Source organism: Bacillus sp. PS108 (genome assembly GCF_037963335.1).
In the GTDB taxonomy this organism is placed as follows: Bacteria; Bacillota; Bacilli; order Bacillales; family Bacillaceae; genus Bacillus; species Bacillus subtilis.
Map to the genome: position 1 here is coordinate 2,388,385 of NZ_CP150155.1, position 24,736 is coordinate 2,413,120.

A 24,736-nucleotide genomic window follows, 5' to 3' on the forward strand; every position below is an offset into this window, starting at 1 on the left:
GGTTATGACATAGAAGGTATAAGTCCGAGAATCGTTTCGATAATGACGGTTAAAATAGGCACAGCCATTACGAGTATTAAAATTTTCCCCGCCAATTCTATTTTCGAGGCGATGGCTCCTTGACCGGCATCTTTTGTGAGCTGTGCTCCGAATTCAGCAATATAGGCGATTCCGATAATCTTTAAAATGGTTTCAACATAGACCATGTTGACATTTGCATTAATCGCAATTTTTTCTATCATTCGAATAATGTCGTAGATTTGGTCTACCAAATAAAGAAAAATGGCACATCCGGCAAAAACGACGATTAAAAACGCAAAAGTCGGCTTTTGTTCTTTTACAATTAAAGAAAGGAAGGTGGCGATCAGCCCTAAACCTACAATTTGAACAATGTCAATCTGCAAGCCCCCCTATCCTTGGAATAAAAACACAGCTTTTATCTTTTTAAATAGGTCATCTACAATCGTGGCGACCATAAATAAAATATAGATAAAACCTAACAGCGTCACCCACTGAGCGTATTCTTTCTTGCCCATCTGATCCAATATCGTGTGTAAAAAAGCGACCACGATTCCCACTCCGGCAATTTGAAATATGACATTCACGTCTACTCCCATTTTATTTTTGCTCCCCTCACGTTTACATCAATAGAAGAATGAGTAACAAGCCCGCTAAAAAGCCCAAACTTTTTATCATTTTTTCATTTTTCGCTTGCGCCTGTTCAGCATCCGCTTCAGAGGCTTCCAAATGTGTCAGCGCCAGCTTGATGTGCTTTTGCTGAGAGATTCGATCATGAATCCCGAGCGTCTCGCCAAACTGCTTCAGCACTTCGTATTCGCTTTTTTTCAAAGACAGGGTGTCCCATACCTTCTTTAAGCTTTGCTCCCACGCCGTTTTCGCGGAATCACTTCCCTTGTCCAGCTGATCACTGAATGCGGAAAAAAGAGCTGAAACAGGCTGTGCGAGCTGTTTGGCAATCTGCATTGAAGCAGTATGAAGCGGTGTATGGCCGTACATGATTTCAGCCTCGAGGGATTGAAGCGCCGCACGCAGCTGGCGGATTTGCCGCGGCCGTTCTGTATAAATCTTCGCCATCTCAAAACCTGTCCATGTTGTCGCTACCACAATGAATACAGCGCCCAGCAGCTTCAGCATGTTTTCACGCCCGTCGTCCTAGACAGCACATTTCCGTCTTTGTCATAAATTTGGCTCACTGTGCCCGGCCCTTTTGCTCTTGATAATTCCAAATAGCGGTCAAAGGCTCTTTCTTCCCACAAACGCTTCAATGAAGGCCGCTTCATCAGATCGGATATGCTCCAGCCATGCGCCGATACGATTACTGAAACACCGGCATGCAGCGCCTCCAGAAGTGCATCTGTATCTTCCATACGCCCGATTTCATCGACAATCATCACCTCAGGGCTCATGGATCGAATCATCATCATCAGCCCTTCAGCTTTTGGACAGGCGTCTAACACGTCAATTCTCTGACCAAATTGATGCTGCGGAATGCCGCGAAGACATCCGGCAATTTCTGACCGTTCATCGACGATTCCTGTCTTTACGGGCAGCATGGGTTTTTTGCCGGTGCTTGAGAGCCTCGCAAGGTCCCGGAGAAGTGTTGTTTTGCCGGTTTGGGGCGGTCCGATAATCAGCGTATTCAGCCAGCTGTCTTGATATAAATATGGGAGCAGCGGCTCCGCAATCCCCAGCTTTTGCCGGGCAATTCGTATATTAAAAGATGCGATGTCACGGAGGCCTTTCACACCTCCGTTTTCCGTAATGACTCTGCCCGCCAGTCCGACTCTGTGGCCGCCTCTGATCGTGACATACCCTTTCTTCAGCTCTTCTTCAAGTGTATACATACTATAGTTGCTGAGCCGGCTCAGGATCAGATGGGCATCCTCGGCCGTGCCCGCATAGGACAAATAAACAGGTTGTCCTCTTCGAATCAATTCAACAGGGCGGTTGATCCGAATTCTGACTTCTTCGATTTCCAGCCATTGTTGTTCCGGTATTTCAGAAAGGGCGTTTTTCATGGATTCAGGGAGAACCTCAGCGATTTCATTCAACAGAGCCTCCTCCTTTCTACCGATTGGCTTCTTTAAAATGTATGATGTGAGGCAGACTTTATGACAAGCCTCTCTTTATTTATGAACACCCGCCAAAATCAAGACAACACCCGTAAAAATCAGAATCAGCTTTGCATACGAAAGCTGCCCGGCAATTTGGTAGATTCCGACAGTCATCGTAATGATAAAAATCAACGGACCGACAATAGCGAGAATGCTGTTAACCACAACCGCCTTCCGGACATCGTTGGTCACAAGCATGACAATTGCTGCCGTCAGCTCAATCATAGAGGATAAAACTCGTAATCCCGCCATTGTTAAAACAGTAGAATTGATATTTCCAAGTAAAAATTTCATAGCACTCTCCCAACCTCCCATTTTTTTATATGATATGCTCTAGCTTGCTGAAGTAGTCTTGTCATTTTCGTATAAAAGAAAGATTCTGTTTTTGGGCACAAAAAAAGCCTGCTCCCATTTGGGAACAGACTTCTTTTTTTCTTTCTATGCTCTTGAAACGTAAGAACCGTCTGATGTATTGACAACAAGTGTATCGCCTTCATTCACAAAGAACGGCACGTTTACAACAAGCCCGGTTTCAGTTTTCGCAGGTTTTGTACCGCCTGACGCTGTATCACCTTTAATACCAGGTTCAGTTTCAACAACTTTCAGCTCAACTGTGTTTGGAAGCTCGATACCAAGTGTTTCATCCTGGTACATCATGATATGCACAGACATGTTTTCTAGCAGGTATTTTAATTCTTCTTCGATTTGAGTTGCGCTCAGTTCAAGCTGCTCATAAGAAGAAGTATCCATAAATACGTGCTGATCTCCGTTTGCATATAGATATTGCATTGTTTTGGTTTCGATTTGCGCTTTCGCTACTTTTTCACCAGCGCGGAATGTTTTTTCCTGAATCGCGCCAGTGCGAAGGTTGCGGAGTTTAGAGCGGACAAATGCCGCACCTTTTCCAGGTTTTACGTGCTGGAAGTCAACGACGCGCCAAATGCCGCCATCTACTTCAATTGTTAATCCTGTACGGAAATCGTTAACTGAAATCATGTTTAATGTCCTCCTATATTCCAATCACAAAATAATAAGTTCTTTTGGGGAATGGGTGATTGTCCGGTTGCCGTTTTCTGTAATCACGATGTCATCTTCAATGCGGACACCGCCTGTTTCTGGTATGTAAATGCCCGGCTCCACTGTGACCACCATACCCGGTTCAAGGATAGCTGAAGATCTGACGGATAATCCCGGCGATTCATGAACTTCCATGCCGAGCCCGTGCCCGGTTGAATGGCCGAAATAGTCACCGTAGCCTTTTGCAGCAATATGATCCCTTGTGAGGGCGTCAGCCTCTTTTCCTGTCATTCCCGGCTTAATATGTGCGACGCCAAGCGCCTGAGCATCAAATACAACCTGATAGATATCCTTCAATTGATCACTGGGCTGACCTACAGCGACCGTCCGGGTAATATCAGAACAATATCCTTTATAATAAGCGCCAAAATCAAGCGTAACAAGGTCTCCGCTTTCAATCAGTTTGTCACTGGCCACACCGTGCGGAAGGCTTGAACGAAGGCCTGAGGCGACAATCATATCAAAAGAAGAGCTGTCTGCTCCCTGGCTTCTCATATAAAACTCCAGCTCATTGGCAACAGCGATTTCAGAAATGCCGGGTTTCATAAACGTCAAGATATGTCTGAAGGCATCATCTGCAATCTTCGCAGCTTCCTCTAATATCTTAATCTCTTCACTAGACTTAATCAAGCGCAACTTTTCCACGGATTCAGCCACAGGCACTAATTCGGCATCACTGATAACGGCGCTGTATGAAGCGTAAGTGCCATATGTCATGCTGTTCTGTTCAAAGCCGAGACGCTTGATGCCAAACGATTCAACAGTGTCGGCAGTGGTCTGAATCAAGCTGCCGCCATGTTCAATGATCTCAAAACCCTTTACCTGAACCTTCGCCTGCTCAGTATAACGAAAATCCGTAATAAACGCTGCTTTGTCACCCGATATAACAGCCAAACCCGCCGAACCTGTAAACCCTGTCATATAGCGTACATTCGTGCTGCTTGTAATCAGCATGCCGTCAATTCCCAGCTGTCCAAACAGGTTTCTTAATTTCTCTAGCTTCATCTTGATTCTCCCCCTTGCTGGCTTAATAAGTAGCGAACAGCAAGCTTGTAGCCTTCAGCTCCAAGACCGACAATCTGCCCTTTCGCAACAGGAGCGATAACCGACTGATGCCTGAATTCTTCCCTGGCGTATAAGTTTGATAAATGCACCTCTACCACAGGAAGACTGATGCTTGAAACAGCATCCCTGATCGCATAGCTGTAATGACTCAGGGCGCCGGGGTTCAGAACAATCCCGCTGTATTGCTCCTCAGCCTCATGTATCGCATCTATCAAATCACCTTCGTGATTAGACTGGAAGAAAGTGAGCTGGATATGTAAGGCTTCAGCAAACTGAAAAAGATCTGTTTCAATATCGGTCAGTGTCTGGCGGCCGAATACTTCAGGCTCACGACTCCCAAGCCGGTTAACATTCGGTCCGTTCAAAATCAAAAAATGAGGCACATAATCTCTCCTTTTCGCGAGGGTTTCTCATGTAAAAAATGTTCACTTCTCGTGAACATTTTATCATACTGGAAAAGGATTATACACTATTCTCTATGCATTCCCAGCGCACGTGCAAGCTTTTCCGAATTCAGCTCATTGTATTCAAATGAAATGGAATACCCAACAAACAGCCCGTAAAGTAAATAAATGCAAATGGTCGTAATAATTGTATCTGATGTCAGTTCGGTCACCGTGCGCACATCTGGAAAAATCGGATTAAAAACAAAAAACACGAGCAGCCAAAGCACCAAGCCGTATAAAATACCCGGCCACATTGTTTTTAAACGTTTCAATAGAAGAAAATAAAGAAATGCTGCGCCAATTGAAATTACTCCAATCAAAATGATGCTGATTACCGTTCCCAGCCCATGTTTTTTCCACTCTCCGAGTACAAACGGCTGCAATATCATATTCGGGCTGATTTCGGAAAAATGAAACAAATATGCGATATAAGCAACGAAACTCCAAAGTACGCCTCCGCAAAAACCTGTTGCCGCGACCCTGCCGGCCATTGAAACAGGCGGCTTTTGCTTCTCATTCAATTCTTTATTTTGTTCTGTATCTTTTTCGCTTGTCATCATGGCACCTCCAGTTAAAGTGTGCCCAAAAAATGAAATGTCAATAAAAAAGCTCACACTTTTTGACAACTGCGAGTAAAATTTGAAAATACCGGGTATAATGCATGTAGAAAAAGCAAGGCTATGGCAATTTTTTCAGCCTGTCAATCTAGAGGTTTAGCGCTGTTTCCTGTACAATAGAGTGAAAGGAAATGGTTAGCAATCCTAAAGAAATAGGCAGGTTGATAATATGTCAAAACATAAAGTTCCGCCCGCTTACGGCGGGCAGGCTGTTGTGGAAGGCGTTATGTTTGGCGGAAAGCATCATTACGTTACAGCCATCAGAAGAACGGATGGAAGCATTGACTTTTTTAAGCTTCCACGCAAACACAACCCGAAACTGAACATCGTGAAAAAGATCCCGTTTTTACGGGGGATCGCGGCCATTATCGAAGCGAGTGCAAACGGCACAAAGCATTTGAATTTTTCAAGCGAACGTTACGGGCTCGATCCATCTGAAGACGAGACACTTGAGCAGGAAGAAAAAAAATCCTCCGGGCTGTCTATGTATCTCAGCCTCGCAGTTATAGGCGTCCTATCATTTTTGTTCAGTAAATTCGTATTTACATTGGTTCCAGTTTTCTTAGCTGAACTGACAAGGCCGATTTTTTCCTCGGACACGGCGCAAATCGCGGTTGAAAGCCTGTTTAAGTTGATTTTGCTGCTCGGTTACATCTATTTTTTGTCCATGACACCGCTTATTAAAAGAGTGTTTCAATATCATGGAGCCGAACATAAAGTCATAAACTGTTATGAACAGAATTTTCCAATTACTGTGGAGAATGTCCAAAACCAATCTCGGCTTCATTACCGCTGCGGATCAAGCTTTATTTTATTTACGATTATTGTCGGCATGTTTGTTTATTTACTCGTTCCGACAGATCCGCTTTGGCTGCGTGTTATAGATCGTGTCGCACTGATACCGGTCGTGCTTGGTATATCCTTTGAAGTTCTGCAGCTGACAAACAAAGTGCGTGACATTCCCGGTCTGAAATTACTTGGGTACCCGGGACTTTGGCTTCAGCTGTTAACCACAAAGGAACCTAAGGATGAACAGGTTGAAGTTGCCATCGAAAGCTTTAACGAACTTCTCAGACTCGAAGCATTGTCTGAGCAAAATCAGAAGCCTTCTCACAACGTCATCTAAAATCCGTTGCCCTGCTATTACTTTCGGAGGTGGACAGTTATGAATCATCGTGTACAACCTATTATTGCTGTATTAATTGCGCTGGGAGCGTTCGGTTTCCTCTATGTGCTGGTAACCAATCCCGGAGAAATGGCAAAAATGGCGGTAACCGTCATCGTGGCAGGTATCATTATTTATTTTACTGTGAAATATGTAATGAATCGAAATACGGGCAGCGAAGGAGCAGCCTTCAAAAAAGCGGCGAAACAATCACGGCGCCGGATGAAAGAACAAAAAGCAAAACACCGCGCCGGGCATAAGGGACGTGTCAGCCACCTGCGAAGCGTTCCGAGCGCCAGCAAGCCTAAGCCGATGATTCTCAAGAAAAAAAGCCAGACTCAGCTGACTGTGATAGAAGGAAAAAAAAATAAAAAGAAAAACAGAGCGCTTTTTTAATAGGTCCACTGCTTTAAAAACAGCTCTGTCCGTCTTTTACCTAGCTCAATCAGGGCTAGTTTTTTTTGTTGTGTTAAATGAAAATCAGTGGCCATTACGTCATCGACAGGAAGAAAAATGATATTTTGTTCATAGCGTGACGCAATGTGCCTTGCGTCATGGGCATCCTTCATCGTTTCAAACAGGGCGCCGAACAGTTCAAAAGCGTTGCGGATATTTTTTTTCGGACGCTCTCTTTCACGTGGCGCAAGCGTGACACCGATCACAGGGCGCTTTCTTTCCTTTGAAAACAGCCAGATGGGGAAATTGCTTAACACGCCTCCGTCGACAACCGTGGCGGTGCCTGTGTCCGTTTTTAATTTTATCGGTTCAAAGAAATACGGAATGCTGCAGCTCATTCTGACCGCTCTGGCAACCGGGAACATATCTGGATTTAACCCGTAACGGGCCAAATCGTCCGGCAAAACAATCATGGTGCCGTTTGTCAGATCAGAAGCAATAAGGCGCAGAGACCCTTTCTGCAAATCGCCGAAAACCCTTATGCCTTTCGCTCTTAACAGATCAGCAATCCATTTTTCTATCGTATCGCCTTTGTATAAGCCAAGACGCCAGTAGATGGACACCCACTGGAGCATCTTTAAGGGGAGAAATGAGTACCTCTGATCCAGCAATTTCTCTCCGTCCACTTCTTCAATTAACGCGTGGATTTCCTTACTGGTGTAACCTGACGCAATGAAAGCGGCAATAATGGCGCCCGCGCTTGTACCCGCAACCCTTTTAAAGCGGAAGCCTTTTTCCTCAAGCGCTTCATAAGCGCCTGCAAGCGCAATGCCTTTTACTCCTCCACCGGAAAACACACCGTCAATATACATTTCATTCCCTCCCCCTCCATCCGATCGTTTATTACCATTTTAAGAAAACACGCGAAGAAATAGACCAATGAATGACGGGCGGCGTCAGCGTATCAAAAAAGACGGCCTCCTTCGAGACCGCCTTTTTACTGATTATGATGTTCTGTTTTCTTTTGGATTGATTTCAGATCTTTTTTACGGGCATCATCTTCTTCAAAATATTGAACAAGATCCCCGATGCGATCAATGCTGTTCCAGCTTAAATGATGTTCGATTCCTTCGACATCGTTATATATTTTCTCTTCATCAACACCAATGATTCTTAAAAACTGCTCAAGCAATTCATGTCTGTATACCAGCCGTTTGCCTATTTTTTTCCCTTTAGACGTTAACACGAGACCGCGATATTTTTCATAAATTAAATATTCGTCTTTATCTAGTTTTTGAACCATTTTTGTTACAGAGGAGGGATGGACTGCCAATGCTTCCGCGATATCGGAAACTCGTGCATATCCTTTTTCTTCAATCAGCATATAAATCTGTTCAATATAATCTTCCATACTTGGTGTTGTCATCGAAACCCTCCCAAAAAGCACCTTAACTTTATAAACCATTACAAGTTTACACTAATGAACTTGAAAAAACAAGGATGCTCCGCGGGTCAAAAGCCCTGTTTACCGCTTATAATTCCATTCATCTGAAGCGTACTTTGTTTCAGCCAAGTGATGAACAAAATCAAGCTCTTCCTGAGAAAGTTCATATGGCTCCAAATGAATGTTAAGACCTGTTTCAAATCCTTCTTTAAAGGCTTTACGAGCCTCATCCATCGTCACCCGCTTTTCAGTGAGTTCATTAATGGCAACCGCTTTATTTTTGAAATTGCGCTGCATCCGTTCTCTTACTCTTTCACTCGGATATAAGAACAGATCGAACAGCTTATCCTCATCCAAATCAAGCAGAATGGAGCCATGCTGAAGAATCACGCCTTTTTGTCTCGTTTGCGCGCTTCCCGCCACCTTGCGCCCCTCAACCACTAGCTCATACCATGAAGGCGCGTCAAAACAAACAGATGACCGCGGATTTTTTAAGCTTTCTTTTTCTTTTTCAGTTCTCGGGATGGCAAAGTAAGCGTCCAGACCGAGATTTCTAAAGCCTTGAAGTATGCCTTCTGAAATAACCCGGTAAGCCTCAGTAACAGTTGCCGGCATCTCGGGGTGCTCTTCCGAAACAATTACGCTGTATGTCAGTTCCTGATCGTGCAGCACACCTCTCCCGCCGGTCGGGCGTCTGACGAATCCGAGATTATATTTATGTACTGCTTCAAAATTGATTTCCTTTTTAATATTTTGAAAATACCCTACAGAAAGTGTCGCCGGATTCCAGCCGTAAAAACGGATAACTGGGGGGATTTTCTTTTCGCTGTGCCAATATAAAAGCGCTTCATCAAGCGCCATATTGAATGCAGGACTTGCATTGCCTGAGTCTATAAACCGCCAAGTTTCTTTTTGCATTTTAAGACCTTCCTTACCGTTTTAATAGAATCAGTTTATCAAACTGTCGGGAAAATGAAAAATATTTTAGTTCCATTATAGATGACAATCACGCTGTGCTTTACTATAATAGTATTTGTCGAAAACGGCTCTATGACCTTGTTTTATGAAGCAGGGTTTTGATTTTATATGCTAAAGGAGTAGAATCACATTGTCTAATATGATCGTTTTGATTATTTTTGCTGCATTTATCATCTATATGATTGCTTCATATGTCTATCAGCAGCGAATTATGAAAACACTTACCGAAGAAGAATTCCGCGCGGGTTACCGCAAAGCGCAGCTTATTGATGTTCGTGAGCCAAATGAGTTTGAGGGCGGACATATTTTAGGCGCCCGCAACATCCCGCTTTCCCAGCTGAAACAGAGAAAAAATGAGATCCGTACGGACAAGCCTGTTTACCTGTACTGCCAAAACAGTGTCCGCAGCGGACGCGCGGCACAAACCCTGCGCAAAAACGGCTGCACTGAGATTTACAACCTAAAAGGCGGCTTTAAAAAATGGGGCGGAAAGATTAAAGCGAAGAAATAAAGCAAACAGCTGTCTGGTAGACAGCTGTTTTTATTTATCTTTCTTCCGCCTCGTATCTGAGCACTGGGTGTCTCGCCGCTTTTGTTTCATCCATTCTTTTTACAATCGTTGTATGCGGGGCCTCCTGAACAAGCTCCGGATTCTCCTCCGCTTCTTTTGCGATTTGAATCATAGCATCAATAAACGCGTCCAGTGTTTCCTTTGATTCGGTCTCTGTCGGCTCGATCATGATGCATTCTTCAACATTAAGCGGGAAATAAATCGTCGGCGGATGATAGCCGAAATCAAGGAGCCGTTTTGCAATATCAAGCGTACGCACTCCCAGCTTTTTCTGCCGCTTCCCTGATAATACAAATTCATGCTTGCAATGGCGGTCAAACGGAAGATCGTAATAAGGCGCGAGTTTTCTCATCATATAGTTGGCGTTTAACACTGCGTTCTCAGTAACAGCCTTTAATCCGTCAGGCCCCATGGAGCGAATATACGTATACGCTCTCACATTAATGCCAAAGTTGCCGTAATACGGCTTCACACGGCCAATCGCATGAGGGCGGTCATAATCAAACGTAAAGCGCCCTTCTTTTTTGACTAAAACTGGCTTTGGCAAATAAGGAATCAGATCTTTTTTTACGCCGACAGGGCCTGAGCCGGGGCCTCCGCCGCCATGAGGGCCTGTGAATGTTTTATGCAGGTTGAGGTGCACCACGTCAAATCCCATATCTCCAGGTCTCGCCTTGCTTAAAACGGCATTTAAATTAGCGCCGTCATAATACAGTTTCCCCCCCGCTTGGTGTACAATTTCCGCCATCTCTGTAATCTGCTCCTCAAACAAGCCGAGCGTGTTCGGATTCGTCAGCATGAGAGCTGCAGTTTCTTCATTCACTGCTCTTTTTAAATCCTCTAAATCAACAAGCCCTTTTTCATTCGATTTCACCGTAACGGTTTCAAAGCCTGCTACTGTCGCTGATGCAGGATTCGTCCCGTGCGCGGAATCAGGGACAATGACCTTAGTCCGCTTGAAATCCCCGCGAGCTTCATGATAGGCACGGATCATCATCAGCCCTGTCCATTCGCCGTGCGCTCCGGCAGCAGGCTGAAGCGTAACCTCATCCATTCCCGTTATTTCTTCAAGGTGCTTGCTTAAATCATATAAAAGCTCTAATGCGCCTTGCACCGTGTCTTCATCCTGAAGGGGATGAATCGCAGCAAAACCAGGTATACGCGCGATTTTTTCATTGATCTTCGGATTGTATTTCATCGTGCAAGAACCGAGAGGATAAAAGCCGGAATCCACTCCATGATTGCGTTTGGACAGCGCTGTATAATGGCGCATGATGTCCAGCTCTGAAACCTCCGGCAGCGCTGCGTCTTCGTCACGAATATAGATGTCTGACAAGAGGTCCCCCAATTCGATTTCCGGTACATCGAGCTCCGGCAGACTATAGCCGATTCGGCCTTCTCTTGAAAGTTCAAAAATAAGTGCCTGGTCCTGATTACTCATGGCGATCCCCCAATTCCTGAATGAGTGCGTCAATTTCTTCTTTTGTTCTCAGCTCCGTTACAGCAATCAGCATATGGCAGTCCAGCTCCGGATACGTCAACCCAAGATCATATCCGCCAATCATGCCTTTTGCCAGCAAACGCTTGTTCACAGCTCTCACCGGCTCATCCAGTTTGATGACAAATTCATTAAACATCGGCCCGTCAAACATAACAGTAAGGCCTGCTTTTTTTGCTTCTTGCTTTGCATAGTTGGCTTTTAAGAGATTTTGGCGGGCTATATCTTTTACGCCGTTTTTTCCGAGAGCAGTCATGGCCACTGATGCTGCCAGCGCATTTAAAGCTTGGTTCGAGCATATATTTGATGTTGCTTTATCCCGGCGGATATGCTGCTCCCTGGCTTGCAGGGTAAGCACAAAGCCTCTTTTTCCGTTTTCGTCTTCCGTTTGTCCGACGAGACGGCCCGGCACCTTTCTCATTAATTTTTTAGTAACGGCAAAAAAGCCGCAATGCGGGCCGCCGTATGCTGAAGGAATGCCGAAAGGCTGCGCATCACCGACGACGATATCAGACTGAAACTTGCCCGGCGGAGTGAGAAGACCTAGCGCCAGCGGGTTAGCTGAAACAATAAACATGGATTTCCCTTGATGAGCGATAGGCTCAATATCCTTTAGCGGCTCGATCCGGCCGAAAAAATTCGGGTACTGAACGATCACTGCGGCTGTGTTCTCGCAAACGGTTTGGCGCAATGCATCAAGATCCGTAACGCCATCCGCAGCGGGTACTTCAACAACATCAATATACTGACCTTTTGCGTACGTTTTCAGCACCTCTCGCGATTCAGGATGCACGGTTTTTGACACAACAATTTTTTTCTTTTTCATGTGGCCTGAAGCAAGCATTGCTGCTTCTGCCAAGGCTGTTCCGCCGTCATACATCGAGGAGTTGGCGATATCCATGCCTGTCAGTTCACAGATCATCGTTTGGAATTCAAAAATAGCCTGGAGCTCTCCTTGTGAAATCTCTGGCTGATAAGGCGTATATGCGGTATAAAACTCAGAGCGCGAAATGACATGATCCACAATGACAGGCTGATAATGGTCATATACACCCGCTCCTAAGAAAGAAGCGTATTGTACGGTATCACAGTTTTTAGAGGCCAGCTTTGTCAGTTCTCTTGTTAATTCTGTTTCTGATTTCGCTTTTTTGATTTGATACTCTTTTTTATATTTGACGTTTTCCGGTATATCAGCAAATAAATCATCGATGCTGCTTACGCCGATAGCAGCAAGCATCTCCTGTTTATCCTTTTCTGTTGCCGGCAAATAACGGTGCTTCATGTGTTGTCTCCTCTCTCCAAGAAAAAATATTAGCGTTTATAAAATGGTGTTTTGACAACCTTTGCTTTCACTAATTTTTTGCGAATCTCTACATCTACAACAGTCCCGATCTCACTTGTTTCCGAATCAATTAAGGCAAGGCCGACGTTTTTCCCTAATGTCGGTGACTGCGTGCCGGTTGTCACCTTTCCGACAGACTTGCCATTTTGGAAAACTTCATATCCGTGCCGCGGTATCCCTTTTTCAATCATTTCGAGACCGACAAGTTTGCGCTTCGCTCCGTTTTCTTTTTGTTCACTCAATACTGACTTACCAAAAAAGTCAGACTCCTTTTTGTGCTTTACAGCAAAGCCTATACCTGCTTCAATCGGTGTAATATCCCGGGTCAGCTCCTGACCGTAGAGCGGGAGCTTCGCTTCAAACCGGAGTGTATCACGTGCACCGAGACCGCATGGAATCAATCCGTATGCATCCCCTGCATCGATGATTTTTTTCCAAATATGCATAGCATCATCACTGCGGCAGTAAATTTCATACCCGTCTTCTCCCGTATAGCCAGTGCGTGAAATAAGTGCTTTGCAGCCGCTGATATCGGCTTCATCAATAAACGCAAACGGCTTTAATGCAGACACATCTGCATCTGTCAGATTTTTTAAGATCGCTTCTGCTTTCGGTCCCTGTACAGCCAAGAGCGCGATTTGATCTGACTGATTGTCAATTTGCACATCACCTGCTGCATGTTCTTTCATCCAAGCCAAGTCTTTATCTATATTAGAAGCATTAATGACAAGCAGATAGCGGTTCTCTCCTTTTTGATAGATAAGCAAATCATCGACGGTTCCGCCATCCGGGTAACACATCGCTGTATATTGAGCACGGCCTGGCGTTAACGCGGAAACATCATTTGTCATCAATCTTTGCAAAAAAGACAGACTGTCGTTCCCTGACACTTCGACTTCTCCCATATGAGATACATCAAACAAACCGGCTGCAGTTCGGACAGCCTCGTGTTCTTTTTTTATAGAAGAAAATTGAACAGGAAGCTCCCAGCCTCCGAAATCAATCGTTTTTCCTCCATATTCCTTATACAGGTCAAATAACGGCGTTCTTTTCAGCATCTAATTCCTCCCCTTTTTCAACGGCGCAGCTATAAAACATACAAAAAAGGACAGAGAAACACCTCATGTAAAATGAAGGTTCTCTGTCCTGGCACCTGAAAGTTTACTTTGCATACGCAAAGACGTCCCCTTTGGTGGTTTGCGCATCCGCACAAACACTCTCCAGAGTTGCGTCGAGCAAGAGTTCTTTTGCCTGAGAGATTCACTCCGCAGTTTGCTCCTTCGGCGCCTGTATCCCGAGGTTTTCGGTCAGGTCTCTCCCCTTGCTGTCATTCGCTCATATTTTCATGCTGTTATGGACATACTATAGCAATATCTTACATCAAATACATACTCATATCCTACCATCATCACTATATGCTGGGCAACAGCAATTTGGGCAGATTTTTCTTATATTATTCATCTTAAGAATCGAAGAATAAGAAAGGCGGTTTCAAAGCAATGAATACAGAAATGATCTACGATGCAAAATGGCCTGAAGAATTTGCTGAAAGACTGAAAAACGATGGCCCTTGGGCAAACTGGGAACTGTACAAGCTCTCTGCAGAAATCCAGAAAACATTAGCAATTCCAGATTTTGAAGGCTTACGGGCTCCTTTATATCTGCCTTCCTTTACGCCGCTCCCCCACCAGCTTGAAGTGGCGCAAAAAGTGGTTGAAAAAATGAACGGGAAAGCGATTTTAGCAGATGAGGTTGGTCTCGGGAAAACGGTTGAAGCTGGACTGATTCTAAAAGAATATATGATTCGCGGGTTAGCAAAAAAAATTTTGATCCTTGTGCCCGCTTCCCTTGTGTCACAGTGGGTCAAAGAGCTTCAGGAAAAATTTTTGATTCCGGCTGTTGAACAAAAGAAAAGCTATGTGTGGGAGCAATGCGATATTGTCGTCTCATCAATAGACACCGCGAAGCGCTCGCCCCATCGAGAAATCGTTCTGTCTATCCCATATGATCTTGTCATTATTGATGAGGCACACAAACTGAAAAATAGCAAAACGAAGAACTATGAATTTGTCCGGAATCTCGTAAAAAAATATTGCCTGCTTCTTACCGCGACGCCAATCCAGAACCGTATCGAAGAGATTTTCAATTTGGTGTCCTTATTAAAACCCGGCCATTTAGGCAGTCAGAATCACTTTCAGGAGGAGTTCGCCAAGAAGAAATCCAGTTTAGAAGCGCATGAACATTTAAAAGATCTTGTGAATAAAGTCATGATCCGTAACAGGCGGCATGATACAGGGCTGAATTGGAAACAGCGCCATGTTGAAACAGTGCCGATTCAATTTTCTCCATCAGAGCAGGCGCTTTATGATGAAATTTCTCGCTTGAAGGAAAGTATCAATAAACCAGCCAGCATGTTCTCGATTATGACCTTGCAAAGAGAATGCTGTTCGAGCAGAGAAGCGGTGTATATGACGCTGAAAAAGATGCTTGATCAAAAAGAGAAACAAGCACCTGCCATTGATGAGGATACGATTTCAGTTTTAATAGAGCGCATCAATCAAGTGACACAAAATTCTAAAGCGCTTCAAGTCGTTGATTTAATCAAAAAGATTGACGATAAGGTCATCATTTTTACAGAATACCGGGCAACCCAGATTTATTTGCAGTGGTTTCTTCAGCAAAACGGCATCAGTTCTGTGCCGTTTAGAGGCGGATTTAAACGTGGAAAAAAAGACTGGATGAAGGATCTTTTCCGCGGAAAAATCCAAGTCCTTATTGCAACTGAAGCAGGCGGTGAGGGAATTAACCTGCAATTTTGCAATCACATGATCAACTATGACCTGCCATGGAATCCGATGCGACTTGAGCAAAGAATCGGAAGAATTCACAGACTCGGGCAGGAGCGTGACGTGCACATTTATAACATGGCGACAAAACATACGGTGGAAGAGCATATTCTAAAGCTTTTATATGAAAAAATTCATTTGTTTGAAAAAGTGGTCGGCGAACTTGATGATATTTTAACGAAAATTCAAGTGAACAATTTTGAAGAGCATCTGCATGACATTTTGTATCACTCAGCAACAGAAGAAGAAATGAAAATAAAAATGGATAACTTAACCTCATTTTTGTCTTATAAAAAACAGCAGCCTGCTGAAAAAAGAGGATCTTAGCCTGTAAGGAGGTTTTATTAGTGAGACAGCAAGAGGTTCACGATTTTCTGCTGCGTTTTTTTCAAGCAAACAGCTGCCAAATCGTCGATCAAGGCTTAGGCTATATGACAGTGCAGCTTACAGTTGAAATGGACAAACAAATCATGAACCGCCCTTTCTACTGGCATTGGCGCGAGAAGACAGGCGGTGATCCGAATCCAATGAAAATCACTTTTATTACAGATAAAGAAAATGCGCCAAAAGACCTAGATGGTGAATTTATATATTTTGGGGCTCCGCGTCTTTTTCAAATATTTAAAGCTGTTAAACAAAATGGGAGATTTACCAGAATGTATGAGAAAATTGAATCAGCCGGAGCTAAAGTCCCACTTCAGCCTTGGCTTGGTATAAATGTCACGATTTCATACCAGTCCGACATGAAAAAGGATAAGTTATTGTCACTAGGTCTTCACCTAGTCTCTGGAACGATAATTGAAGATTTTCAAAGCAAGCTGACCCAGTTTTCACTGACGTCTCAAATATGTGACTATTGCTTCACCATTTCACCTATGATCAAACCAGAAAGCGGACTTAAGCGTATGGAAAACTATATTTCCAAATCCGCTATGCAGGAGCCATCCGACTGGGCGGAACAGGCGGTTAACAGGTGGAAGAATGATATGACATTGCTTGATAAGTTTTACGAGCATATAGAAGAAAAACCAGAAGAGTACCATCTAGAAAAACAGGCGCTGAAAACCTTGTATCAACCAAAGATATCAGTTGAAATTGAAAATGGCGGATTGTTTTATCTGCAAAATAATATTTCAAGCTAACTTTTTTACCATTCGACATCATTCTCGTTTTTTTTGAGAAAATACGATTATAATAAAGGTATATTGGAAAAAAATTCTGGTGATTTAATGGCAAATGACTTCCAGAGACTAATGAAGCATACAATAAGTCATGGCCGGACTGGCTGAAATACATAAACAAGTATTTTAGGAGGAGAAACTGCATGAAGAATGCAAAACAAGAGCACTTTGAATTGGATCAAGAATGGGTTGAATTAATGGTGGAAGCCAAAGAGGCAAATATCAGCCCGGAAGAAATACGAAAATATTTACTTTTAAACAAAAAGTCTGCTCATCCTGGTCCGGCAGCCAGAAGTCATACCGTAAATCCTTTCTGAATGTGCTATAATATCACAAGGAAGGTGATGACATTGATTGGCCAGCGTATTAAACAATACCGTAAAGAAAAAGGCTACTCACTATCAGAACTAGCTGAAAAAGCTGGTGTAGCGAAGTCTTATTTAAGCTCAATAGAACGAAATCTACAAACGAACCCCTCCATTCAATTTCTCGAAAAAGTCTCCGCTGTTCTGGACGTCTCGGTTCATACTTTGCTCGATGAGAAACATGAAACCGAATACGATGGTCAATTAGATAGTGAATGGGAGAAATTGGTTCGCGATGCGATGACATCCGGGGTATCGAAAAAACAATTTCGTGAATTTTTAGATTATCAAAAATGGAGAAAATCCCAAAAAGAGGAGTAGTGCCTGAGCAGAGGCACTAACTCCTCTTTTGTCAATAACCATCGAGACGGCCCAGTATATGAATACTGGGCCGTCTCTTTTTATGGCTGTTATTAATTTTTATCCTCGCTGTGCGCTTTTTCATTTTCTTTCACATAACCGTCTTTATCAGTATGGTCCTTTTTGATTGTCAAGCCGTTCCACTGTGTAGCTTCGAACGAGAATTGAAGCTTAATGGAGTTGCCTTGATATTTATTTTGAACCATAAGCCCGTTTTCATCTTTTGTTTTATCATCTTTGAATTGGATTTCCATTTGAACCTGATCGAAGTCAGTTGGTGTTTTTGGAACACCATCATATTCAGGAGCGGTTTTACCGTCAATTGTTGCTACATTGACTTTACCGCTTGCATGTAAGAATTTAGGGTCTATTTGTTTTTTGATTTTTTCAGCAGCCGCTGCATCATTTTTAGCAGACATCAAATACAAGTCTTTAAGGTTCGCATCATCTAAAATAATGTTTTTCGGGTAACCATTGCCGCCCTCTTTTCCAACTGTCAACAATGTCACTTCAAACTGGCTGAGGAAATCTTCTGGAGATGTATTGCTGCCGCCGTTTGCTTTAAAATCTCCATAATTAAGCGCCATTAAAACTTCTTTGATCGCAAGTGATCCGTTATTTTCAAATTGGAAATCCTTTGTCAACTTATCTCCCGGCTTTAGATTTGATAAGTTCACACTCGCTGAATTCTCTTTAGCAGATAAATCAAGCGTACCTGATGCAAAAGTAGCATCCTTTGATTTAATGTCGTTAAATGCTGCCCATGTTCCTCCTCCAACTAAAGCTAATCCTAGTGCTGCAGAAGCAACTCCTAAACTCAATTTCTTTTTCATACCCATGGTAAACTCCCCTTTTATTGAATGATTTTATATCGAAACCTGTTGCCAGGTTTACAACTGAAGTTAAGTAGACATGGTGCTGTCCTTTGTATCTGTTTCCAAGGCTTTTGTCTTTCTTTCAATTTCTCTAATGGCGCTGCTGATCGTCACAAAAGCGTACACTAACAGCATCACGCCGGGAACAATCAATAATACAGCCGTTCCAATCGGCTGACTGGCAAAATGAAGCATATAGCCGGCATATGGAAGCTGAAAACCTGTGTATTGCGCGCGAACATTTTCGTCCGATACAGGCGCTGAATCAGCTGCTGCATTATTATCACCTTTTGTTTTAAATAACAAATGGTCTCCTTGCTTTGTTATGTCAACAATTCTGTGGGTGACAGCCGTATTTGCATCCTGCATAAATGTAATAACGTCACCTTTTTGAAGCTCTTTCACATCAGCGATTTCTTTTACCAATATTAAGGAACCTGTATTGAACTCCGGCTCCATCGAACCTGACAGAACTGATTTCAGCGTATACCCAAACACCGCCGGCTCTCCCCCGGATGAACGTGTTGAAATCACGACAAGTGTCAGCACAATAATAAGAGTAAAGATGATCACGTATAAAATATTACTGATCAGCTTCATTGCTTTTTTCATCCTCTTCCCCGCTTTCCTTCTGGTCTGATTGAGTTTCATTTTCTTTGGTTACAGCTTCTTGAGATGTTTCTTCTTTCATTGTTTTTTCCTGTATATCCTTTTGTGTTGTTTCATTCTCCTTTTTGACGTCCGACTTTGTTTCTTTTTTAGGGACTGTCGGTTTTTCATCGCATTTTGCAAGCGTCATAGGCTCCGACCACTCAAATGTACTGCCGTTTGCCGGGTAGCCTGCCGGTTTATATACTTTAAATGCATAAATGCCGGGTTTCATTTTTTTCTTCGTCTCAATTTTATAAAGTGAATCGCCAATTTGATTGGTGACAAATCCTTTTTCGATCACGTTCCCATCCTTTAACGGTTTGCGGGCATTTTCAAGCTTATGAAGCTCCCACTTCCACTTTGATTTCTTAAGTTTCTCACCTGTATTTTCGAGCACAGCAAATAAGGCGAAAGGTGAGCATACAGTGCCTTTCGTATCCGTTTGATCTGATATGTGCAAATCACTTTGATCCCAGCGTTTATCATAATGGCAGTTTTTATCTGTATGCTGAAAGTCTTTACACGTTTGAAGTGAGACATCAAATGTTTCAATATCATGAAAAGCAGCGCTTGTATCATCGGAAAATTGTAAGCATATTGCGGCAGTCAGACTGAAAATGACTGAAAGCTGAAAGATAAGCAGAACTTTCAGTTTCGTCTTCGCCTTTTGCTGATTGTGAAACAATCGAAACATATCTTACCTCCTGTAAAACACTGTAACTTGATATGACAATCGTTCTCTTTAAAGAACTTCACAAATAGAGTATAATCAACGATTTATAGATTTAAAAACACCGAAATCGCTCATTTCGTTCGTTTAAAAGAATGTTTTCATCATATTACAAAGTCTTGCTCAGTATTGCTCATTTTTTCAATTTTTTAGAAATTTTTGGGATTGTTATGTGAGAATTTAAATGCATATCCCATTATTATTTGGTAATAATAAACAAAGAAAGGGTGACAGCATGATGATCAAACAATGTGTGATTTGTCTATCTCTTCTCGTCTTTGGCACCACAGCCGCTCACGCAGAAGAAACACCGCTTGTAACCGCCCGCCACATGTCCAAATGGGAAGAGATTGCTGTAAAAGAAGCAAAAAAAAGGTACCCGCTCGCACAGGTACTGTTCAAACAAAAAGTATGGGACCGTAAAAGAAAAGATGAAGCAGTGAAGCAATACCATTTAACTCTGAGGGAAGGGTCAAAAGAATTCGGCGTTTTTGTGACGATTTCATTTGATCCTTATAGCCAAAAGGTCAATAAAATTGCCATATTAGAAGAATATCAATAAGGTCCTCCATTTTTTGAAGGACCTTATTCGTTTATTTGCGGTTATTTTTTCCGTTTCAGCCAAAGCCGGAAGCCATAGGGTAAAATACCGAACCACTGCTGGGAAACAGGCGTTTTTGTTTCTTTCCGCACCTCTTTTCGTTCTTTTCGCTCATCTCTCGGAGTATCTATATATTTGACAAATTGCTGCGTCATATATTTAACATAATCATTCGTTTTCACGTGATCACCTCATCATTCAATTATTATGAGTGTTGTCTCACATGACTTTTTTTATACCCTTTACACTGTTTTATTCTGTCCATCTCAGCAGTTTTTTCTGTTTTTGGTCAAACACGATCTGTGCAGTTCTTTCTGTTCCCGACTCCGTTGACACTCTTAAGTTGATTTCTTTTTGTTCTTTTATCGATGTATCATGAATGTAATAAGAAACCCGTCCATATGGAAATTGCTGCGTACCCTCCTGGCCTTTCCGTTCCTCTAGAACATGCCGGACCGAAAGAAGCACCCCATTTTGAAGCAAATTCTCTCCTATGTATAACTCTTTTGTTTCCTTCTCAAACATGCATCGTGAAATATATTGAGCAGCAGCAAAGTTCACGATTAACAGCACAAGCGCTGACACAAAAAGAACAGCTGGATAAATAAACCCTCTTGTACGATACATTCACCTCCCTCCTAAATACGAATAGACTGGAAAAGCTGTTTGATACACTTTTTGGTCCTCACTCTCAATTTTCAGCAAAACAACACCATTTTCAAAATCAGCTTTCATGGCAGTAATATGATCTAAAATTGGAACATGCCCTTTGCCATCCACTCTTTTTCTTATCATTGAATGATAAATGTCAAAACGGATGTCTTGTCCGGAAAGATTGGTGCAGATTAACACGCTCCCATGCTCGGCTGTCTTAACTGCCTGTGACTCCTTGCATTCATTCATCATCTGTTCTATCGAAATCATCCATTCTTGCTGTGTGAAACCGTCATGTTCCTGCTGTCGAGATAAAAACAGATGGAAAATCGCAGCTAACGATCCTGATATGAGCAAAAAGACTGAGAGCGAAAATAATACGTTAAGAAGCGTGTAGCCATTCTGTCTGCAGGATGCTGAGGCAAAATGATTTTTCTTTATAAGCTGCGGCTTTGATACATACGTTTTGATATTCGCCCTCCTCCTCCCACTTCATTGCATAGATATGATTGTTCTTTGTAATCGTTTTTGACGCGGCTCCTTCACCACTCATGACATATTTGCTAATGCTCTCATTCATCATCTGATAGCCAATTTCTCGTGATTCCGCCATTTTTTCATCAGACATCAGCTTGTCCCACAAGGGGACGACTGTCAGCAGCACAAACAGCCACAGGCTTAGCGCAGACATTGTTTCTATTGTAGAAAAACCTTTATTTTCTCTCCACATTGACTCTCCCGCTCCCTAGATAAACTGTTATGTCATAAGCGTCATGGCCTATTACTCGTATTTTTCCGCCTGCATTCGGGTGCCCTTTCTCATTAAATTCCAAACGGTCTTTTAATGTCAGCAGTTCTATAGAAAGTCCCGTTGCATACGGACGTTCAATGACCGTATCACCAATGACTAATTGATATTCTTTTTTATGAAAGAGAATTTTTGTTCTTTGTTGACGGGAAATAGCAGTCTGCTGTGTGAGCATAATATCATTTTTCAGCTGCCTTGCTGCCTGTCGGACAGCTGTATTGTCATAAGCAGGAGGAAGTGTGGTGAAGACGGCCACCAGGAGGATAGAGGCAAGGCTTAACACAAGCAAACTTTCTAAAAGGGTAAACCCCTCCTCCTCGTTTAATTTAATGTTCAACCTTAACTTCTCCGCCGGTGATGATAATGCGCTTACCATTTGGACAGACAGCATCCTTTTTCACATAGCCCTCTGACTGTAAATCGGCAAGGCTCGGAGTTTGTCCTTCATGATCAAGCTCAAATGCAGTCATTTGTGCCTTAACCATGTTTTGTAAGCCTTCACAGCCCTTTTTTTGAATGGTTTGGTTATGTTTCGTGACGTTCGGTATCGTAATTAAAAGCAAAATCGAAATAATAAAGAGCACGATTAACATTTCAACAAGTGTAAATCCTTTCTCATTCATCAGCCTCTTCCTTTCACATTTGATTCATCATCTGATACATAGGCACAAGCATAGATAAATACACAAGTAAGATCATCGCTGCAACAAATCCATAAATCATTGGCTGAAGGATGCCTGTCCATTTTTGCGCTTTGTGTTCCAGCCGCTGTAATATGAATTGGCTGTATGTGAAAAGCTCCCGATCCAATCGGCCGCTCAGCTGGCCGTGAGATATGACTTTTGATAAATCAGTTTCATAAAAAGGGCTTCCACAAATAGCGGATTCAATTGACTCACCGGCTTTTAGCCGTTCAATCAATTGTTCAGCCTCGCAGCGGTAGAAAGGGAGAAACGTTTGATGTTTAAATGCATTAAGGCTGTCATAAATTGAGAGGCCTGATTTTAAAAGGCTGCTTAGCTGCAAAGAAAAAAAGTAGCTGTTAAACAGCTTGACAAGCTTTCCAACCAAAGGAATCCTGATACAAATCAGCATTTGCCGGGCAGGTGATTTTTTCTTAAACACAAGCCAATAATAAATCCCGATACCTGCTGTAAAAAGAACAAGCAAAATGATCACAAGATCAATATGCTGAAAAAAAGCAAAAAGCATATCGGTTGAACGTGAGGTTTCCATATTCATCGATTGATAGATACCGGAAAACTGGGGAATGATGATGGACTGTAACATATAAAACATGACAGCGACCGTAAAGATGAGGAAAAGCGGATAGCGCAGCACTCTTTTCAGCTGGTCTGCCTGTGCAATTTTTCGTTCCAGCAGCTCTCCGCTCTGGATCATGGAAGCAGGCAGTTCACCATGTGTTTCAGCAAAATAACAAATACCTACGGCTTCCTTATGAAATGACAAACTCTTTAGTACTTGATAAAACGGAGCCCCTTCCCTCAAACAAGTGACCGTATCAGTCAAGTCAGCCGCCTGCCTCTTATTCATCTGAAGTTCCATCAGGCGTAATCCATCCAGAAGCGTATATCCCCCCGCAGTCATTTCACCGAGCCTCTTTAATAACCTGGCTTGATCCTTTAACGACCAGACTTTTCTAATCTTTTTCATGATAAACCCACCGGTCATAGTTGTTTGTCGTTAAATAGCCGAGTGCAATTCCTTTTCTGATAATTTGACGAAGCGTTTGATATTGGTAATTTGCATGATTTCCTTTTGCCTCCTGGATACATTGCTGAAGATTTTTCCCGTATAGAAGCTCATAAACGCTAGCTCTCCTGGTATTTCGTGACTGTCGGCAATACACTGATGAACATCCGTTTTCACAAAACGGGCAAGCCAAATCAACCAAGCGCTGAGCCGCTATTGCAATGACAGTCTGTTCGATTTCATTCATATTGATACCGAATTCAAGCAGTCTGTAAATTGCGCCCTTTGCGTCTCTCGTATGAAGGCTCGTCAGTACCAGATGTCCCGTCATCGCTGCCCGCACCGCAATTTCAGCTGTTTCCGCGTCTCTGATCTCACCTAAAATAATCATATCGGGATCATGGCGCAAAATTGCTTTCAGACCTGTGGAATAAGTTACACCGGCTTTTTCATTCACCTGAACCTGAAGAACATCTTCGTCCCTTGTTTCAACAGGGTCCTCTAATGTGACAATATTTCGATTAAAGTGTTTTTTTGCATATTGAACGAGAGAGTATAATGTGGTAGTCTTCCCTGAACCAGTCGGCCCGGTAAAAATGAGCATGCCATGGGAATGTTTTAAAAACGAGAGTAATGTGGCTCCTGTCTTCGGAAATAGCGACAATTTATCAATCGAAGGGATATTGTATTGGGGCATCACTCTGATCACGAGGCTTTCTTCATTAATTGTGGGCAGCGTTGACATTCTTAAATGAACATTTCCCTCTTTCAGCTTTAACGTAAGCGAACCGTTTTGCGGCTTTCGCCTTTCACCTATATCCATTGCTGAAAGAAATTTAAAATGTGAAATCAGTCTTACGCACTCTTCTTTTTTCATGTCCCTTTTTTTCAGCAAGGCATGATCGACCCGAAAATGAATGATAGCGTCCCGCTCCCTCGGCACAATGTGAATATCAGAAGCCTTTGTTAGATATGCCTCTTCAATCAAGTTTTTGCTTACCTTTTCTATTGAATCCAATTTGATTCCCTCTCCTTTCAACGCATATTGTAGAAAAAGAAGAAAGGGTAATCAAACAGGGAAAACGTGATTTTGTGAGATGTTATATGCTGAAAAACCAATTCTTTCTGGCAAGAAAAAAGACTTTCAACTGAATGTGCCCCTGTCATTATAATTTTCCCTATAAATAAAAAAGCAGACATGGTCACCATGCCTGCTAG

General features: G+C 42.8%; 34 protein-coding genes and 1 riboswitch. Of the genes, 8 read left to right on the forward strand and 26 right to left on the reverse strand.

What is annotated here, in order from left to right:
* Positions 1-2: 2 nt before the first annotated feature.
* The 9 genes from spoIIIAD to NSQ16_RS12265 all read right to left on the reverse strand — a co-directional run bounded on the left by spoIIIAD (position 3) and on the right by NSQ16_RS12265 (position 5,283).
* On the reverse strand, positions 3-404 hold the full coding sequence (gene spoIIIAD, locus NSQ16_RS12225) for a stage III sporulation protein AD (protein ID WP_003230228.1): 402 nt from the start codon (positions 402-404) through the stop codon (positions 3-5).
* 6 nt (positions 405-410) lie between these two features.
* Complete coding sequence (gene spoIIIAC / locus NSQ16_RS12230; protein ID WP_003153142.1) at positions 411-617, reverse strand: stage III sporulation protein AC; 207 nt, start codon at positions 615-617, stop codon at positions 411-413.
* A gap of 22 nt (positions 618-639) precedes the next feature.
* On the reverse strand, positions 640-1,155 hold the full coding sequence (gene spoIIIAB, locus NSQ16_RS12235) for a stage III sporulation protein SpoIIIAB (RefSeq protein WP_327837065.1): 516 nt from the start codon (positions 1,153-1,155) through the stop codon (positions 640-642).
* Entirely contained in the window at positions 1,149-2,072 is a 924-nt protein-coding gene (spoIIIAA, locus tag NSQ16_RS12240) for a stage III sporulation protein AA (RefSeq protein ID WP_043857806.1), read from the reverse strand. The genes spoIIIAB and spoIIIAA overlap by 7 nt, the downstream gene beginning before the upstream one ends.
* A 75-nt stretch (positions 2,073-2,147) precedes the next feature.
* Positions 2,148-2,429, reverse strand: a complete 282-nt coding sequence (locus NSQ16_RS12245; protein ID WP_004398639.1) for a YqhV family protein — start codon at positions 2,427-2,429, stop codon at positions 2,148-2,150.
* A gap of 144 nt (positions 2,430-2,573) precedes the next feature.
* On the reverse strand, positions 2,574-3,131 hold the full coding sequence (efp, locus tag NSQ16_RS12250; protein WP_003226377.1) for an elongation factor P: 558 nt from the start codon (positions 3,129-3,131) through the stop codon (positions 2,574-2,576).
* A gap of 24 nt (positions 3,132-3,155) precedes the next feature.
* On the reverse strand, positions 3,156-4,217 hold the full coding sequence (gene papA, locus NSQ16_RS12255) for an aminopeptidase PapA (RefSeq protein WP_327837067.1): 1,062 nt from the start codon (positions 4,215-4,217) through the stop codon (positions 3,156-3,158).
* Positions 4,214-4,660: a type II 3-dehydroquinate dehydratase gene (gene aroQ, locus NSQ16_RS12260; RefSeq protein WP_003230223.1), complete on the reverse strand. Its 447-nt coding sequence runs from the start codon at positions 4,658-4,660 to the stop codon at positions 4,214-4,216. The genes papA and aroQ overlap by 4 nt, the downstream gene beginning before the upstream one ends.
* Positions 4,661-4,746: 86 nt before the next feature.
* Complete coding sequence (locus NSQ16_RS12265; RefSeq protein WP_160221675.1) at positions 4,747-5,283, reverse strand: YqhR family membrane protein; 537 nt, start codon at positions 5,281-5,283, stop codon at positions 4,747-4,749.
* A gap of 226 nt (positions 5,284-5,509) precedes the next feature.
* Between NSQ16_RS12265 and NSQ16_RS12270 the strand changes: the two genes are divergently transcribed.
* A complete protein-coding gene (locus NSQ16_RS12270; RefSeq protein ID WP_327837071.1) occupies positions 5,510-6,466 on the forward strand; it encodes a DUF1385 domain-containing protein in 957 nt (318 codons plus the stop codon).
* Between the two features lie 39 nt (positions 6,467-6,505).
* Positions 6,506-6,901: an SA1362 family protein gene (locus NSQ16_RS12275; protein WP_160221677.1), complete on the forward strand. Its 396-nt coding sequence runs from the start codon at positions 6,506-6,508 to the stop codon at positions 6,899-6,901.
* Here the strand turns inward: NSQ16_RS12275 and NSQ16_RS12280 are convergent.
* The 3 genes from NSQ16_RS12280 to lipM form a co-directional block, all read right to left on the reverse strand.
* Entirely contained in the window at positions 6,898-7,773 is an 876-nt protein-coding gene (locus tag NSQ16_RS12280) for a patatin-like phospholipase family protein (RefSeq protein ID WP_085186484.1), read from the reverse strand. The genes NSQ16_RS12275 and NSQ16_RS12280 overlap by 4 nt on opposite strands.
* A gap of 125 nt (positions 7,774-7,898) precedes the next feature.
* Positions 7,899-8,327, reverse strand: coding sequence for a transcriptional regulator MntR (gene mntR, locus NSQ16_RS12285; RefSeq protein ID WP_003236923.1), 429 nt, complete (start codon positions 8,325-8,327; stop codon positions 7,899-7,901).
* 99 nt (positions 8,328-8,426) lie between these two features.
* Entirely contained in the window at positions 8,427-9,263 is an 837-nt protein-coding gene (gene lipM, locus NSQ16_RS12290) for an octanoyltransferase LipM (protein WP_014664579.1), read from the reverse strand.
* Positions 9,264-9,453: 190 nt separating this feature from the next.
* Here lipM and NSQ16_RS12295 point away from each other — a divergent pair, with 190 nt between their 5' ends.
* A complete protein-coding gene (locus NSQ16_RS12295) occupies positions 9,454-9,834 on the forward strand; it encodes a rhodanese-like domain-containing protein (protein ID WP_004398485.1) in 381 nt (126 codons plus the stop codon).
* A 34-nt stretch (positions 9,835-9,868) separates the two neighbouring features.
* Here NSQ16_RS12295 and gcvPB read toward each other — a convergent pair whose 3' ends face one another.
* Genes gcvPB through gcvT form a run of 3 tightly spaced genes read right to left on the reverse strand, consistent with a single transcriptional unit; the run spans position 9,869 to position 13,792 of the window.
* On the reverse strand, positions 9,869-11,335 hold the full coding sequence (gene gcvPB / locus NSQ16_RS12300; protein ID WP_327837074.1) for an aminomethyl-transferring glycine dehydrogenase subunit GcvPB: 1,467 nt from the start codon (positions 11,333-11,335) through the stop codon (positions 9,869-9,871).
* Positions 11,328-12,674, reverse strand: a complete 1,347-nt coding sequence (gene gcvPA / locus NSQ16_RS12305; RefSeq protein WP_327837077.1) for an aminomethyl-transferring glycine dehydrogenase subunit GcvPA — start codon at positions 12,672-12,674, stop codon at positions 11,328-11,330. The genes gcvPB and gcvPA overlap by 8 nt, the downstream gene beginning before the upstream one ends.
* Before the next feature lie 29 nt (positions 12,675-12,703).
* Positions 12,704-13,792: a glycine cleavage system aminomethyltransferase GcvT gene (gene gcvT, locus NSQ16_RS12310; RefSeq protein ID WP_042976496.1), complete on the reverse strand. Its 1,089-nt coding sequence runs from the start codon at positions 13,790-13,792 to the stop codon at positions 12,704-12,706.
* A 171-nt stretch (positions 13,793-13,963) separates the two neighbouring features.
* Positions 13,964-14,065: riboswitch (glycine riboswitch) on the reverse strand.
* 168 nt (positions 14,066-14,233) lie between these two features.
* Between gcvT and NSQ16_RS12315 the strand changes: the two genes are divergently transcribed.
* The 4 genes from NSQ16_RS12315 to sinR all read left to right on the forward strand — a co-directional run bounded on the left by NSQ16_RS12315 (position 14,234) and on the right by sinR (position 17,447).
* A complete protein-coding gene (locus tag NSQ16_RS12315; protein ID WP_153529794.1) occupies positions 14,234-15,907 on the forward strand; it encodes an SNF2-related protein in 1,674 nt (557 codons plus the stop codon).
* A 20-nt stretch (positions 15,908-15,927) separates the two neighbouring features.
* Positions 15,928-16,722, forward strand: coding sequence for a YqhG family protein (locus tag NSQ16_RS12320; RefSeq protein WP_003230200.1), 795 nt, complete (start codon positions 15,928-15,930; stop codon positions 16,720-16,722).
* A gap of 182 nt (positions 16,723-16,904) precedes the next feature.
* Complete coding sequence (locus NSQ16_RS12325) at positions 16,905-17,078, forward strand: anti-repressor SinI family protein (protein WP_003230187.1); 174 nt, start codon at positions 16,905-16,907, stop codon at positions 17,076-17,078.
* 33 nt (positions 17,079-17,111) lie between these two features.
* Positions 17,112-17,447, forward strand: a complete 336-nt coding sequence (gene sinR, locus NSQ16_RS12330) for a transcriptional regulator SinR (protein ID WP_003226345.1) — start codon at positions 17,112-17,114, stop codon at positions 17,445-17,447.
* Between the two features lie 92 nt (positions 17,448-17,539).
* Here the strand turns inward: sinR and tasA are convergent, their stop codons facing one another.
* From tasA to tapA, 3 genes are all read right to left on the reverse strand, one after another.
* Positions 17,540-18,325: a biofilm matrix protein TasA gene (gene tasA, locus NSQ16_RS12335; RefSeq protein WP_014664586.1), complete on the reverse strand. Its 786-nt coding sequence runs from the start codon at positions 18,323-18,325 to the stop codon at positions 17,540-17,542.
* Between the two features lie 63 nt (positions 18,326-18,388).
* Complete coding sequence (locus NSQ16_RS12340; RefSeq protein ID WP_003230181.1) at positions 18,389-18,961, reverse strand: signal peptidase I; 573 nt, start codon at positions 18,959-18,961, stop codon at positions 18,389-18,391.
* Positions 18,945-19,706: an amyloid fiber anchoring/assembly protein TapA gene (tapA, locus tag NSQ16_RS12345; protein ID WP_003230180.1), complete on the reverse strand. Its 762-nt coding sequence runs from the start codon at positions 19,704-19,706 to the stop codon at positions 18,945-18,947. Before tapA ends, NSQ16_RS12340 begins: the two co-directional genes overlap by 17 nt.
* Before the next feature lie 271 nt (positions 19,707-19,977).
* Between tapA and NSQ16_RS12350 the strand changes: the two genes are divergently transcribed.
* On the forward strand, positions 19,978-20,304 hold the full coding sequence (locus NSQ16_RS12350; protein ID WP_003246051.1) for a YqzG/YhdC family protein: 327 nt from the start codon (positions 19,978-19,980) through the stop codon (positions 20,302-20,304).
* Between the two features lie 41 nt (positions 20,305-20,345).
* Here the strand turns inward: NSQ16_RS12350 and NSQ16_RS12355 are convergent, their stop codons facing one another.
* The 8 genes from NSQ16_RS12355 to comGA all read right to left on the reverse strand — a co-directional run bounded on the left by NSQ16_RS12355 (position 20,346) and on the right by comGA (position 24,536).
* Positions 20,346-20,525, reverse strand: coding sequence for a YqzE family protein (locus tag NSQ16_RS12355; RefSeq protein WP_003230176.1), 180 nt, complete (start codon positions 20,523-20,525; stop codon positions 20,346-20,348).
* A 70-nt stretch (positions 20,526-20,595) separates the two neighbouring features.
* Positions 20,596-20,970: a ComG operon protein ComGG gene (comGG, locus tag NSQ16_RS12360; protein ID WP_273796674.1), complete on the reverse strand. Its 375-nt coding sequence runs from the start codon at positions 20,968-20,970 to the stop codon at positions 20,596-20,598.
* On the reverse strand, positions 20,971-21,354 hold the full coding sequence (gene comGF, locus NSQ16_RS12365; RefSeq protein ID WP_076458111.1) for a ComG operon protein ComGF: 384 nt from the start codon (positions 21,352-21,354) through the stop codon (positions 20,971-20,973).
* A 25-nt stretch (positions 21,355-21,379) separates the two neighbouring features.
* Complete coding sequence (gene comGE, locus NSQ16_RS12370; protein WP_063335293.1) at positions 21,380-21,727, reverse strand: ComG operon protein 5; 348 nt, start codon at positions 21,725-21,727, stop codon at positions 21,380-21,382.
* Complete coding sequence (gene comGD / locus NSQ16_RS12375; protein ID WP_080529538.1) at positions 21,711-22,142, reverse strand: comG operon protein ComGD; 432 nt, start codon at positions 22,140-22,142, stop codon at positions 21,711-21,713. The genes comGE and comGD overlap by 17 nt, the downstream gene beginning before the upstream one ends.
* Positions 22,132-22,428, reverse strand: coding sequence for a comG operon protein ComGC (comGC, locus tag NSQ16_RS12380; protein WP_003230162.1), 297 nt, complete (start codon positions 22,426-22,428; stop codon positions 22,132-22,134). The genes comGD and comGC overlap by 11 nt, the downstream gene beginning before the upstream one ends.
* Before the next feature lie 13 nt (positions 22,429-22,441).
* Positions 22,442-23,479, reverse strand: coding sequence for a comG operon protein ComGB (gene comGB, locus NSQ16_RS12385; protein WP_072175548.1), 1,038 nt, complete (start codon positions 23,477-23,479; stop codon positions 22,442-22,444).
* A complete protein-coding gene (gene comGA / locus NSQ16_RS12390; RefSeq protein WP_015714258.1) occupies positions 23,466-24,536 on the reverse strand; it encodes a competence protein ComGA in 1,071 nt (356 codons plus the stop codon). The genes comGB and comGA overlap by 14 nt, the downstream gene beginning before the upstream one ends.
* Positions 24,537-24,736: the final 200 nt, after the last annotated feature.